This is a genomic window from Pseudogracilibacillus sp. SE30717A (assembly GCF_037071985.1).
Taxonomy (GTDB): Bacteria; Bacillota; Bacilli; order Bacillales; family Amphibacillaceae; genus Pseudogracilibacillus.
The window spans coordinates 59,055-73,407 of record NZ_JAXHDF010000006.1 but is presented as its reverse complement, the minus strand read 5'-3'; the positions used below and the strand labels follow the sequence as shown (position 1 = coordinate 73,407).

At 35.1% G+C, this 14,353-nt stretch carries 14 protein-coding genes and 1 riboswitch; all 14 genes read right to left on the bottom strand.

Going from position 1 to position 14,353, the window contains the following annotated elements:
- Positions 1-23: 23 nt before the first annotated feature.
- The 14 genes from SPD48_RS10930 to SPD48_RS10870 all read right to left on the bottom strand — a co-directional run bounded on the left by SPD48_RS10930 (position 24) and on the right by SPD48_RS10870 (position 14,268).
- Positions 24-1,352 carry an NCS2 family permease gene (locus SPD48_RS10930; protein ID WP_336258146.1) on the bottom strand — a complete coding sequence of 443 codons (1,329 nt, stop codon included), beginning with the start codon at positions 1,350-1,352 and terminating at the stop codon, positions 24-26.
- Positions 1,353-1,569: 217 nt separating this feature from the next.
- Positions 1,570-1,670, bottom strand: a riboswitch (purine riboswitch).
- A gap of 134 nt (positions 1,671-1,804) precedes the next feature.
- Positions 1,805-1,972, bottom strand: a complete 168-nt coding sequence (locus tag SPD48_RS10925; RefSeq protein WP_336258145.1) for a hypothetical protein — start codon at positions 1,970-1,972, stop codon at positions 1,805-1,807.
- The gene (locus tag SPD48_RS10920; protein WP_336258144.1) at positions 1,969-3,924 is read right to left on the bottom strand and encodes an aconitate hydratase; all 1,956 of its coding nucleotides are present in this window, start codon (positions 3,922-3,924) and stop codon (positions 1,969-1,971) included. Before SPD48_RS10920 ends, SPD48_RS10925 begins: the two co-directional genes overlap by 4 nt.
- A gap of 220 nt (positions 3,925-4,144) precedes the next feature.
- Positions 4,145-4,294, bottom strand: coding sequence for an ABC-2 family transporter protein (locus SPD48_RS19965; protein WP_442962144.1), 150 nt, complete (start codon positions 4,292-4,294; stop codon positions 4,145-4,147).
- Between the two features lie 23 nt (positions 4,295-4,317).
- Positions 4,318-5,031 (bottom strand): glucosamine-6-phosphate deaminase, encoded by a 714-nt coding sequence (gene nagB, locus SPD48_RS10915; RefSeq protein ID WP_336258143.1) that lies wholly within the window; start codon positions 5,029-5,031, stop codon positions 4,318-4,320.
- 40 nt (positions 5,032-5,071) lie between these two features.
- On the bottom strand, positions 5,072-5,785 hold the full coding sequence (locus SPD48_RS10910) for a GntR family transcriptional regulator (protein WP_336258142.1): 714 nt from the start codon (positions 5,783-5,785) through the stop codon (positions 5,072-5,074).
- A 7-nt stretch (positions 5,786-5,792) separates the two neighbouring features.
- On the bottom strand, positions 5,793-6,809 hold the full coding sequence (locus SPD48_RS10905) for a sugar kinase (RefSeq protein ID WP_336258141.1): 1,017 nt from the start codon (positions 6,807-6,809) through the stop codon (positions 5,793-5,795).
- A gap of 1 nt (position 6,810) precedes the next feature.
- Positions 6,811-7,548: a 2-dehydro-3-deoxy-phosphogluconate aldolase gene (dagF, locus tag SPD48_RS10900; RefSeq protein ID WP_336258140.1), complete on the bottom strand. Its 738-nt coding sequence runs from the start codon at positions 7,546-7,548 to the stop codon at positions 6,811-6,813.
- A 3-nt stretch (positions 7,549-7,551) separates the two neighbouring features.
- A complete protein-coding gene (locus tag SPD48_RS10895) occupies positions 7,552-8,640 on the bottom strand; it encodes a DgaE family pyridoxal phosphate-dependent ammonia lyase (protein WP_336258139.1) in 1,089 nt (362 codons plus the stop codon).
- A complete protein-coding gene (locus tag SPD48_RS10890) occupies positions 8,597-9,727 on the bottom strand; it encodes an amidohydrolase/deacetylase family metallohydrolase (protein ID WP_336258138.1) in 1,131 nt (376 codons plus the stop codon). The genes SPD48_RS10895 and SPD48_RS10890 overlap by 44 nt, the downstream gene beginning before the upstream one ends.
- 46 nt (positions 9,728-9,773) lie before the next feature.
- The gene (locus SPD48_RS10885; RefSeq protein WP_336258137.1) at positions 9,774-10,391 is read right to left on the bottom strand and encodes a YesL family protein; all 618 of its coding nucleotides are present in this window, start codon (positions 10,389-10,391) and stop codon (positions 9,774-9,776) included.
- A gap of 26 nt (positions 10,392-10,417) precedes the next feature.
- Positions 10,418-11,314 (bottom strand): carbohydrate ABC transporter permease, encoded by an 897-nt coding sequence (locus SPD48_RS10880; RefSeq protein ID WP_336258136.1) that lies wholly within the window; start codon positions 11,312-11,314, stop codon positions 10,418-10,420.
- Between the two features lie 12 nt (positions 11,315-11,326).
- Positions 11,327-12,310, bottom strand: coding sequence for an ABC transporter permease (locus tag SPD48_RS10875; protein ID WP_336258135.1), 984 nt, complete (start codon positions 12,308-12,310; stop codon positions 11,327-11,329).
- Positions 12,311-12,630: 320 nt separating this feature from the next.
- Positions 12,631-14,268: an extracellular solute-binding protein gene (locus tag SPD48_RS10870; RefSeq protein ID WP_336258134.1), complete on the bottom strand. Its 1,638-nt coding sequence runs from the start codon at positions 14,266-14,268 to the stop codon at positions 12,631-12,633.
- Between the last annotated feature and the right edge of the window lie 85 nt (positions 14,269-14,353).

Here is a 14,353-nt window from a genome sequence, read left to right as displayed (position 1 = left end):
TGACCACTAGCTTTTATGCTGTTTTATGTTAAATAAATAAAATAAAGTATAAATATCAAACATAACCCGTACATTACCGGATGAATTTCTTTCGCTTTCCCTTTCATAATCATCGTGATCGGGTAAAATACAAATCCTATCGCAATCCCCGTAGCTATGCTGTAGGTTAATGGCATCGAAATGATAACTAAAAAGGCTGGTACAGCTATTTCAAAACGATCCCACTCAATATTTTTAAGTGAAGATGACATAAGAACACCAACAATAATAAGGGCTGGCGCTGTTACTTCAACCGTAATTACAGCTAATAATGGAGAGAAAAATAATGCCAGTAAGAAAAATGCTGCTGTAACAACGGATGCAAATCCTGTACGCCCTCCTACTCCTACCCCGGCAGTAGATTCAACATAAGAGGTTGTAGTAGATGTCCCAACGATCGACCCGACTACAGTTGCAGATGAATCAGCAAATAATGCTTTTCCTGCACGCGGTAATTTATTATCTTTCATAAGACCAGCCTGAGTTGCAACCGCAACAAGGGTTCCAGCTGTATCAAAAAAGTCTACGAATAAAAAGGTTAAAATAACGACAAACATTTGCAATGTAAATATATCACCAAAGTTAACAAAAGCTTGTCCAAATGTTGGTGCGATACTTGGTGCAGAACTGACAATATCGCTAATTCCTTTAGGGGTTGGAATTAATCCAAAAATCATTCCTACAATTGATGTAATAATCATTCCGTAAAAAATTCCACCACGAACATTTAAACTTAATAAAATAACAGATATTATTATTCCAAAGATCGCGAGTAAAACGGGAGGAGATGTTAATTCTCCAATTGCTACTAATGTTGCATCATTTCCAACGATAATTCCTGCGTTTTGAAAACCGATAAATGCAATAAAAAATCCAATTCCTGCTCCAACAGCTAATTTTAAATTACCCGGAATCAGGTTAATTATTTTCTCTCTTAAACCAGTAAGAGTTAAAACAATAAAAATTAGTCCAGATGCAAGAACACCAGATAATGCTGTTTCCCATGGAATTCCGTAACCTAGGACAACTGTATATGCAAAGAATGCATTAAGTCCCATCCCTGGAGCAAGTCCAATCGGATATTTTGCTATGACTCCCATTAACAAAGTTCCTACAGCAGCAGCTATTGCCGTCGCTGTAAATACAGCTCCTGCATCCATTCCTGTACCTTCGGGAACATCTACTCCTGCAAGTGATAAAGTTGCTGGGTTTACGAATAAAATATATGCCATTGCTAAAAATGTCGTCAAACCCGCCATAAATTCTGTACGATAATTTGTTCCTAATTCTTCAAATCGAAAATACTTTTTCAATCCTTTTCCTCCTTAAATAGTAAACGCCTTGGTACTGGGAGTTCCTTTAGAAACTAATTTTATGACGTAGTCTTCATTGCTCTTATGCTGGTTTAAAATCCCCTCTGCATAAAAACAAAAAAAGCACTCTTTTCTAATAAAGAGTGCTACCGATCTATGCTAATAAAGTAATCACAATGGCAGAAAAAAGACATATATCTTCATTTATCCTGTCCAATCATTGATTACTATTAAGCGTAGTCAGACCATTTACGGTGGTCTGGTAGAAACTCTAAGCCATATTCCCTAGATTATACGCAAAGCTTTTATTGTATTTTCATACTTCTAATCATACGAATAAAAGAGCGTTTCGTCAATGAAAAAACGTTGATTTATCGTGTTTTATTCATGATTTCGTTTACATTGCGATAGCAGCACTATTTAAATTTTTGGAAAGTTTAAACTTAGAAAGCTCAATCTAACAAACGATTGTTTTCATCCACCGACATAATCCTAGTTCCATGTTCACGCTCAGCTGCTACTAATCCTAATCCATCGCAAACACTACATTTATATTGCCAACCTTCATCATCCGCTTGCATCCCTGAACCATGGCAAGCAATACATTCAGTCTCCTTCATTTTTTCGCCTCCTTCGTCTCACGAACCCAATTAATAAGGCCACCTGCTAAGATAATTTCAATTTGTCGTGGGGATAATAAATGATTCACAGCGATACTCTTATTTTTCCCTTTTACATCAACTGATAATTCGTTAGCTTGTTTTATTTTAGTACGGATATCTTTTAATTGGAGAATATCTCCCTCTTCTAACTCATCGTAATCCTGTACATTTATAAAAGTGAGAGGCAAGATACCAAAGTTCACTAAGTTTTGCCAATGGATACGAGCAAAATCTTTTACTAGCGCAACACGTAGTCCTAAATACCGCGGGGCTAATGCTGCATGCTCTCGACTTGATCCTTGCCCATAATTAAAACCACCGACAACAGCATGTCCACCAAGGTCTAAACTTAATTTACCACGTTCATAATACGTCGGATCAATAATCTCAAAACAGAACTTACTTATTTCAGGCAAATTACTTCGATATGGGAGTACCCGTGAACCACCAGCCAAAATTTCATCTGTAGATATATTATCACCCATCTTTAATAAGACCGGTAATTCTAATTCATCTGGCAATGCATCCATTTCAGGTATGGAAGCGATGTTTGGTCCTTTTTGTAATTCTATCTTTTGCGCTTCTTCGATTGGTAGAGGTTCTTCAAGTAAGTTCGTATCAATTGTTACTTGTTTCGGTTCTTTTATGGTTGGAGCATTTTTTCCAATTGTACGTGGATCAGTGATAACTCCGGTTAAAGCCGATGCAGCGGCTGTTTCCGGGCTACATAAAAAAACACTATCCTCTTTTGTTCCCGAGCGACCAGGAAAATTCCTTGGAGTTGTACGTAAACTATTTCGTCCTGTAGCAGGAGCTTGTCCCATCCCGATACAACCATTACAACCTGCTTGGTGTAATCTGGCACCAGCTTGCAAAAGACTTGCAATATGACTTTCTTTTACAAGGTCAGTCAACATTTGTCTTGAGGTTGGATTCACATCCAAAGAAACTCCTTCAGCAACTTGTTTTTCTTTCACAATTTCAGCAGCAATTGCAAAGTCTCTAAAACCCGGATTTGCAGAGGATCCAATATAAGATTGATAAATTGGGGTTCCTGCCACATCTGTTACGCGGACAACATTTCCAGGACTAGATGGTTTCGCAATTAACGGTTCAAGTGTCGATAAATCGATTTCTTCGTCAATATCAAATATTGCATCTTTATCTGCTTTTAATTCAACCCAATCTTCTTCTCTTCCTTGCTCTTTTAAAAAACGCTTAATTTCATTATCAGAAGGAAAAACGGTTCCTGTAGCACCTAATTCAGCCCCCATATTGGCAATTACATGGCGATCCATGGCACTTAAATGATTTAAACCTGGACCATAATATTCGATCACCTTACCAACTGCACCCTTTACATCATGGCGGCGAAGTAATTCTAAAATAACATCCTTCGCACTTACCCAATCAGGCAATTTTCCGGTTAATTTTATTCCCCATACTTGCGGCATTTTTACATAAAATGGTTCTCCTGCAATTGCCATCGCCACATCAATTCCACCAGCTCCCATTGCAAGCATTCCCATACAGCCATTTGCACAAGTGTGACTATCTGAACCAAGTAATGTCTTTCCTGGTTTCGCTAAACGTTGCATATGTACAGGATGGCTTACTCCGTTACCAGGTCGACTATAGTAGAATCCAAAACGTCTTGCTGCACTTTGTAAAAAGAGATGATCATCCGGATTCTTGCTATCCACTTGAATTAAATTATGATCGACGTATTGGGCTGACGCCTCTGTTTTAACTCGATCAAGCTCCATCGCCTCTAGTTCAAGCATCACCATTGTACCAGTAGCATCTTGGGTAAGTGTTTGATCAATTTTAAGACCAATCTCTTGACCGGGTACCATTTCACCTGAAAGTAAATGATCTTGAATCAGTTTTTGTGTAACATTTAGTCCCATATAGATTATTCCTCCTACAGTGTACTTAGGTCATATATTTCCCAATTGGTTCACACAAATTCATGTAAACAATAAAAAAAGCCCCAAAATAATTTAGGACCATATCATTATACTTATCTTTAAAGGGGAATTTTCATTTCAAAAAAATAGGACATCTATCAAAAAACTAAAAGAATATTCTACCAGTATGGAAATGCTACAAAGAAAGTTTATCGCAAGGTTAAAAAATCCATATTTCTTTTTCTAACAAAAACAAGCTTGGATAATAATTAATAAACGCTATCGGAATAATCCATGTTAACGTTATTTGGATTAAATTGAAGTTAATAGATGGGGGATAATTAATAAAATCTTTTATCTTAAAATACAAACTAAGATAATTCAGACATTATTTTAGATAGAAATATCCGTAATTAATGTTACATTTGAATGCCGTTGTAAGATAGAAGCAGGTATATGTTCCGTTACCTCTCCTTCAATTGCTTTTTTTAAGATCTCTGCCTTCTTTTCTCCTTGAACTAAAAGAAGTATTTGTTTTGCCTTCATAATCGTTCCTATTCCCATCGTTATTACCTTTGTCGGAACATCTTCTGGTGTCTTAAAAAAACGAGCATTCGCTTCAATTGTCGATTGATCTAATTGGGTGACATGCGTTCTGGAGTTAAATGAGGACCCTGGTTCATTAAATCCGATATGTCCATTCAACCCTAAACCTAATAGTTGCAAGTCAATGGTTCCAGCCTTTTGAATTTCTTGCTCATATCTTTCACATTCTTTATCTAGAGAAGTAGCCAATCCGTTTGGAATATACGTATTTTCCATTTCAATATCTACTTTATGGAACAGTTTCTCATTCATATAATAACGATAACTATTAAGGTCATTTTCTCCCAATCCTACATACTCATCTAAATTAAATGTCTTCACTTGCTGAAATGAAATTTCTTTACGAATATTTCTTTCGACTAAAATGTCATATAACTTTTCCGGTGTTGAACCAGTTGCTAAACCTAAAACGGATTTTTTAGATTGGTTTATTAATCCGGTCACTAAATCGGCAGCTTTTTCACTCATTTCCTCATAGTTATTCACTTTTACAATTTGCAATGGAATGTCATTCCTCCTTGAAATTTATATTAGTTAAACATTACATATCAAAGTTTACTACGTATCGGTGAATATTCGTGTTATAATAAGCCTCCGAATATTCGGCCAAATTTCCATTTAAATCGAATGAAAATCGAAATCTCTGTAACAAAGGTTGTTGTTCTATTTGTAACATTTGTGCAACTTTTTCATTGGGAGTACCTACTCCGAATTCATCCTTAAAACGGTGAAATCTAATACCTTGTTGATACATAATTTCGTATAATGAGTTTTGTAAATGTTCGTAATTTTTCGGTAACACAATATTTTGTGGAATATAATGTTTAAAATGGATGTAAGGTTTTCCATTTAATTTATACAGACGTTCAATACAATTTAATTTCACACCAGTATAATAATCTTTTAAAATAGAATGAGAAGACCCTTCAATAACAGAAAGTTCAACGAATTCTTTACTTAATTCGTTGCCCTCTTCCAATAAATATTCCGAAAACCGTTGCCCCTTTGATAGTTTTGAAATTGCATTATTTTCAAGTACAGTAGTCCCAATTCCACTGCGTTTTTCAACATACCCTTGCTGTGAAAGCTGTTCTACAGCACGGCGCACGGTTATAATACTTACACCAAACTCATCTTTAAGCTCTTGCTCAGATGGAATTAACGTATTTTTTTGGTATTTTCCACTAATTATCCGTTCTTTTAATATTTCTTCTAATTGTATATAAAGTGGACCTTTTTTTAAGCTTAGTTTCATCGTCCATCTACCTTTCCAAATTTGTCTCAAATTTTTCGTTAACTAAATTCCATACCTCTTCCAGCGAGCATACCGGTACATCCCCATGGGTAGTATGAGCTAAAACACCTGAAGCAGTTGCAAATTCAATCGTATCTTTTAAAGACAATTGATTCAACAATCCATGCATCACACCACTTGTAAATCCATCACCGGCTCCAATTCGGTCTACTACCTTATATACATACTCCTTTGAATAAATAAAATCATTATCGTAATAGAGAAACCCTTTAATTATCTTGTTCTCACTATGTTCATTTTTTCTTATGGTCCCTGCAATTGTGGATAGTTGATATTTTTTAGCGACCATTGGTAAAACATCCTCAATTTGTTTCTGTTGATCAATTTCTTTCGTTTCCATACCTAGTACATATAATGCATCTTTTTCGGTCATAAAACAAATATCTGATAAATGTAACATTTTTTCATATACTTTTTTCGGATTTGTTTTTTGATTTTTCCAAAGCTTTGGTCGATAATTACAATCAAAAACAATGGTAATACCTTGTTCTTTTGCCATTTTAGCGATCTGAAGAGCATTCATCCTTGTTTGTTCCGAAATTGCTAGAGCGATTCCACAAAAGTGAATTATTTTCGTATCCTGTAAAATAGTTGTTAAATCAAAATCCGATAAAGATGCCGAACAAAAGCTGCTTGCCTCTCGATTTGAGTAAGTTACCTTTGTCGGTCTGACACTATACCCATTTTCTAAGAAGTACATTCCTAAATACTCTCCACCGCGAACGATATCTGAAGTTGATACTCCTCTCGATCTGATCGAAGCAATAGCAGCATCACCGAGACTATTTTCAGGTAATTTTGTAATTAACGACGTATGATGTCCATATTTACTTAAAGCACTTAATACATTTACACTAGTACCTGTATAAGTAACATTTAGTGAATGGGATTGCTCCAATTTTAAATAATTTGGTACTTCCAAGCGCATCATTACTTCGCCATAGGCTTTTATTATTTCTTTCATGTTATCTCCCAACTCTTTTTATTATTTCATACAGTTGTTTGACATCGTCTATATTTGTTTTACCTGTACTTGAATCTATAATAGCAGAATATACATGTGGAATGATCTGTTTTATTCCTGATTCAAGTGCGATCATAACAATTTCTTCAAAATTATTTAAATCGATGCCCCCGGTTGGCTCGATAGCAAAATTTTCATTTGCACATATTTTAGTAATTTCTTTATACATTTCTTTGTTTGTCATTTCATTCAATGGGAATAATTTAACCGAATTCCCCCCCATTTCTCTAATGAGTGCGATTGCGGTTGTGAGATGAACTTTTGCCGGGGCTTCCCTTGAAGAAAGTGGTCCAGTTGCAATATTTACATATCCCGATTGTTCAGTCGGATTTACAAGGCAATTAATAAAAGTCGAATTATTTTTGACCATTGCCCGGGTATACCCTACTGCTGGAAATATTTGATTAATATGTTCTGCTTCCAATTGGTGACCAATATGGGCAACCTTTTGCCACTGATTTGGATCACCTGCACCTAATCCTATTGAAATTGCCCCATCAATTGCCTTTTTAAATTTTGCCATTTCGTTAACCGCTTGTTCAACCGTTGCATAATTTGCCGCTAATAAACCAATCACAACATGACCTTCTGTAATCTCATATATTTCTTTCGCATTTTCTACATCGGCCGCCAGTACATTTAAACAAATTTTATTATTATAAAAGCGCTTTTGTATCATATGTTAAGCTCCCAATAATTCATTTATTCTAGCAGTAATATATTCAATATCTTTACTTGATAATGCACGTGGGTCAATATCAAAATACCCAATATTTGCATAATAATCTCTCGTATAAACAGCAACATCTCCAGATTGCAATTCATATGTTAATTGCTTCGCTGATACATTTGTTAATTTTTCATCGATTTGAATTCGGGCACGAAAGATTTCACGACCCGACTCATCTTGTTTAATTGTAATTTTTACACCGGATATTTTCTCTAATCCTAATAATGAGTCCAATAATTCCAATTGTTCTTGCTTTGACATCTTATTGCTCTTAAAATATTCCAGTGCCTTTAATAGGCCAAAAATCGATTCTTTCCCTACTTTCATTGCTCTGCCGATACCTTGTAAATGTTGTTTTGAAAAACCAATGTACTCTTTTCTACCTGCTAAGATTCCGGAAGTTGGTCCTTCAATCGCTTTTGAACCACTAACAATAATTAAATCCGCTATATCTTCATAGTTAATAATAGATTCTTCCGCTGCAATATCCAATATTAATGGAATTTGTTTTCGCTGTGCGAGTTTACTCATTTCTTGTAATGTAGGCATATTTTTTTGTACAGTATGGTGAGATTTGATGAAAATCATTCCAGCCGTTTGCTCTGTAATTGCAGCTTCAATTTGTTGTAAACTGCACCCATTTGCATATCCGACCTCTTTTATTAAACCTCCACCTAATTGAATCATTGTACTAACTGGAGCCCCGTAATCAACCATATGTCCTCTCATAATAATAATTTCTTTATTTTTTGGCAACGCGGGAAAATGTTCCACCATATACGTATTACCTTTTGTTACAAGGCCAGCAATAGCAAGAACGATTGCTGCAGATGCTGAATTTGTTATCAAAGCAGCTTCTGTTCCCATATATTTGGATACAATTTTACCAGATTCATCAATTAATTGTTCCATTTCATAAAAATTTGATGCCCCTATTTTCATTGCTTCTAAGACATCATGTGAAATAGTAGAGACACCAAGTATACTCATTTTACCACTAGCATTTATAACCTTCTTTAATTTCATTTGTGTTACATTCATAGTAGTTCCCACCTATCATCACGGCATATGGTTTAATCTGCTTTTCTGCAAGTATTTCATTCCCTATTGAATCTTCAAGAATCACTTCTTTATTTTCAATTGTAAAAAAAGTAAAATCAGCAAGTGCTCCTTTTTGAATAACACCAATATCTCGTTTGTTAATTATTTTAGCGGGCATTTCTGTTACAGAATGAATTACCTTTTCCAACGAGTATCCTAGTGCTAAAAATTTTGATAATGTTGTAGCCATATTATAAACTGGACCATTTATCTTGTTCCATTCATAAATATCTGTACTTATACTATGAAAATTAATATTCTCTTTTTTCGCTTGTTGTGCAACAGGATAAGAAAAACTAGATGTTCCATGCCCTATATCTAGATACACGCCACGTTCAATGGCTTCTTTTATACTATTTTTAGTCAAACCATTATCACTAAAAATGTGATTATTGATTTTTTCATTATAACAATGAGTAATAATATCCCCTGGTTCTAGTAAACTGACAATATCGACTAATTTTGGAGGAGTGCTTCCTATATGAACCATTAACGGTTTGTTAATTTGCTTAGAAAATTTTTTCGCAACTTCTAAGGGTAATGTGCCGTTTTCCCCTACCACACTGGCGCTCACTCTTGCTTTAAGACCTACAATAAATGTAGAATATTTTTCATTGGCTTGTAAGACTGCTTCTAACGAGAGCATTGACATATCCGCTAATTCATTTCTTATCTTTAAACCTACCGAAGATACATTTAAAAAAGAATAGACTCTTGTAATACATTTTTTTGATAAAAAATAAAATTCATCAATATCATTCGCACCACAACTCCCTGCATCAACCACTGTGGTCACTCCGGTTTTAAATCCAATATCGTCTGGATATGCACAATACGGTTTATATTTTGGATAAGAGTGAGTATGTAAATCGATCCATCCAGAAGAGACATATACATTTTTAGGTAACTGAATAATTTCTCCTAATCCAGTCCAATCGGAAACAACATCTAGTATTTTTCCATTTTTAATAATAATATCTACTTTTTGATCATTTGATAATCTTGCATTTTTGATAATCTGTATCATGTTTAGTGCCCCTTTAGTACTGCTATTATCAATTCAATTAGTAATTTTAAGCTTCTGTTATTTCGTATTTTTCAAAGGTCTTTGAAGCACCCCACATGATGAAATATGCTGTGACACTACCTCCAAAGAAGAACAGAATAGCAGGTATTGTTACATAAATAAGATATACAATCGCCACTAATCCGACCATCATAAATAATGTTAATATCGGGTGAACAATTCCTATAATGAATGGCCATTTTATATAATCTGTGATCTTTAAATTAAAATGAACGTAGATTGGAAAGAAATAGATTAGTACGATTGCATATAAAATGAATATAGCTAAAACTCCAAAACTTACAATGAAATAAATAATATTTTCTTGCAATCTTAAAATTTGGAACTCTAACACTAATAAATAGCCGGAAAGAAACAAAATAAGGCCAAAACCGTTCGCTTTTAAAAACTCTTTACGATACGTATTCCAGAATGTTTTAAAAACCGGAATTTCTTCTTCACCATTATTCCATTTTCTCACCACAGAAAACATTGCAATCGTTGCAGGCATAAAACCAAGAACACCTAAACCAAGTAATGTAAAGGCTATCCATAGGAAATTGACATAAGCCAATTTCATCGCCCAAACACTAAATTTGTAATACCCTGCGATAAATCCATGCATTGTGTTTCCTCCATTCACTCTTTACATTATTCTTTAACTGATCCTATTAAAACTCCTTTAACAAAAAAGCGTTGTAAAAACGGGTAGACTATTAGTAATGGCAAAGCAGACACAATAATAACCGCGTATTTTACAAGCGATGCAGTTTTTACTTGATCTGAAAATGATTGGGCTGCCCCTGCTGCTGAAGCTGCACTGTCGGCACTAACTTCATTCAAAATTAATATCTGTCTTAATATCAATTGAAGTGGAAATAACTTATCATCTGATAAATAAATCAACGCATTAAAATATTGATTCCATAAAGCAACCGCATGAAATAATGCCATTACTGCTATGATCGGCAAGGATAAGGGTAAAACAACCTTAATAAATAAATAAAAGTCACTTGCTCCATCAATTTTAGATGCTTCAACTAACTGATCTGGAATAGTTTGTTGAAAAAAAGAACGTGCAACTAGGATTGACCAAGCGCCTATTACACCCGGAACGACGATTGCCCACATGGTGTTTACCATACCTAATCCCTTAACAACTAGATAGGTAGGAATTAATCCCCCATTAAAAAGCATTGTGAATAAAATAAACCATAAAAAAAATCTCTTTGCCATTAATTCTTTTCTTGATAATGCATACGCGCATGGCAAGAGCAGAAATAAGTGGATTAGTGTACCTAATGCTGTATAAATAATTGTATTTTTATACCCAACCCAAATTGCCTTATTATTAAATACTCGTATAAATCCATCAAATGTTATATCAACTGGCCAAAGCCAGACTTTTCCTGTATTTACAGCGTGTGGGTCACTAATGGACGCACTTATCACAAATATAAGTGGATAAACAATGATCAACGTGATCATTAGGACAAAAATAAAATTAATTCTACCAAATGCCTCATCAGACAAGCTAAAGTTACGCATCATTTCTCCCCCTTACCATAGACTATTTTCACTAACCTTTCGGGCTATTTGATTAACGGTAATTAGCAAAACAATATTAATTGCTGATTCAAATAGACCGATCGCCGCAGCGAAACTATAGCGGCCTTCTAATAGTCCTGTCTCATAAACAAATGTTTGTATAATGTCTGATGTTTCGGAGTTTAAGGTATTTTGCATTAATAAAACTTTTTCAAAACCAATTTGCATGAAATTCCCCATATTCAATATAAACAAAATGACGATTGTTGGCATAATTCCCGGAACATTTATTCGTAAGACTCTTTGTAGTCTTGTTGCTCCATCAACTTTAGCTGCTTCATGCAGCTCTGGATTCACTCCAGCTAAAGCTGCCAAATAAATGATGGTACTCCAGCCCAATGTTTGCCATTGTCCCGACCATACATAAATATGTCTAAACCAATCCGGACTAGTTAAAAATGGAACAGATTCAAAACCTAACCATTTAATCGCATGGTTTGCTAAACCTGTAACTGGATCAAAAAATGCAATTAACATTCCTACAACAACTACTACAGAAATAAAATGTGGTGCATAAGTTAATGTCTGTGCCCACTTCTTAAATGGTCCATTTCTTAGTTCATTTAATGATAAAGCAAATATAATTGGAAGTGGGAAAAGAATTAATCCATACGCATTTAAAATTATTGTATTTTTTAATATTCGCCAAAAATAATACGAATTAAAAAATCGCTCAAAATGCTCAAAGCCAACCCAAGGACTTCCTAATATCCCTAAGTTTGCAAAGTAATCTTTAAATGCAATTTGCACACCATACATTGGAATGTAATGAAAAATAAGAAAATAAATTAAAGTAGGTAAAAGAAAAACATATAATTGCCAATTTCTTAAGAGACTTTTTCTAATTGTATATATTCGACTTTTACGATTGATTCCCTGTTTAACTTGCTGTAACTCTATTTGATTTAGAGTTTCTTTGTCTTGTTGCAATTCCATTGATTGCACGCCCCCTCTTACACTACTATCCTATTAAACTCTGAACTTAACGAATTAAATAAGGGGAGGGGGAGCCCCCCCTTTTTTTAGGCAGATAAAAAGTATACATCTTTTCTTACTGCTCATGGCTAACACGCAACGTTCGGAGACTACACTTCTGTTCGTCCCACCGTATAGATTTGTCGCAACGCCAGTACGGCTCTAAGAAAGATCGACTAAGAACAGGCTTTGCGCCTAACGTCGGCATACTCCTATGAAGGAGCATGTTTCCTTTGGCAATAAGCCTAGTTTTCAACTATCACTTAAGACCAATTCACTACTTAATTCGCTTCATATCTATCATATGCTGCTTGATACACATCTAATAATTCATCTAAAGCACCCATTTTTTCAATTGTTTCAACATAGCCATCCCATTGTGAGAAATCTGCGTCTCCACTAATAAATTGATCGCGCATTTCTTCAACATATTTATCTACATCTGCTCCTGTTGCTTCAAGCACTTTGTTTTCTTCTGGAGTAAATGTAAATCTTGGCCAAATTTCGTCTGGAACAAATGGTTCGATCTTTTCAGCAGCTTCCATCGACTGTGGTGCAGTTTCTCCACCTTGGAAGTAGTCAGTTTTAATGATTCCACTGATCGCACCTAACCAAGTAAGTTGTTTTGCGATCGCTTGTTCAAATGTCATATCTCCTTCAGGGTTCAAGATATGATCCATGTACTTCGTTTCTCCACCATCTTCTTCAAAAGTTTCTCCTTCTACACCCATGTAGTAAAGTTTTGCTCCTTCTTCACTATAGAAGTAGTCCATCCAACGTACAGCAGCTTCTGGACTTTCGTTTTCACTTGTAATAACGAAGCTCGAAGTTTCCCAAACAGAAGGCGAAAGTTTATTATAGTCCTTATACCCTTCAGGTCCTTCTAAAGCTGCAACACTGTTATATTGTGAACCAATTTCTTCACCAAATAGTTCAATAGGATCGTAGAAAATCATACTTCCATATAAGTTGTCAGACGCGTTAGCTAAAAACTGACCCCACTCGATAGAAAAGATGTTTTGTTCAATTAAGCCTTCATCATATAGCATGTGTATATATTCTAAAAGTTGCTTATATTCATCAGTAGTTGCATAGAAACGTACTTTACTCGGATCATCTGGGTCCAAATCGATATTTGTATTCGCAGCACCATGATTCATAACACCAAATGAACCAGCTAACCATTGAACTAACTCAGTGATATCTGTTCCACCATATGGAACTGTTTTCCCGCCACCAACTGGATCTAGCTCTTTAACTGCTTTTAAGTACTCATAATACTCTCCTGTAGTTTCAGGTATGTCCATATCTAACTCTTTCAGCCAATCTTCATTGATCCAAGGCCTTGCACTAAGACGTAGGGATAAAAAGTCCTCTTCAATTAATGATGGCATCGAATATATATTTCCATCTGGGAAAGTAATTGCTTTTCGGATACTTGGATCATTTTCCATCAACGCCGTTAAATTCGGCGCATATTCTTCAATTAAGTCATTAAGCGGCAAGAATGTTCCTTGTCCACCATATTTTTGTAAGTCTGCATTCGTAAGTTGTGACAAGAAAAATGCGTCCGGTAAATCACCACTACCAAGTGCCAAGTTTCTTTTTTCCTCAAGGGCATCAGGATTAATGGAGTTCCACTCTACATTAACGTTAGTCAAATCACGATAATGATTCCAAATTAAAATGTCATTCCAATCATTATCCTCATTTTGCGCTGGTTTGTTTGCGAAAATGGTCATATTTATTTCTTCATCTACGATAGGCATACCAGATTCATTTACATTGCTGTCTCCCGAGGATGCGCTTTCATTTGAATCACTATCTGATCCCGAATCCTTATCTCCCCCACAGGCAGCAAAAACTAATAAGACTGATAAAGCAAACAATAATAATATTAGGCTCTTTTTATATTTCACCAAATTACCCTCCTTAATAAAATTCGAAAATTTTTCCAAAAATTCACTCTCTATCTTTCTTAAGAAAAAGACTTTCTCTCTCCCC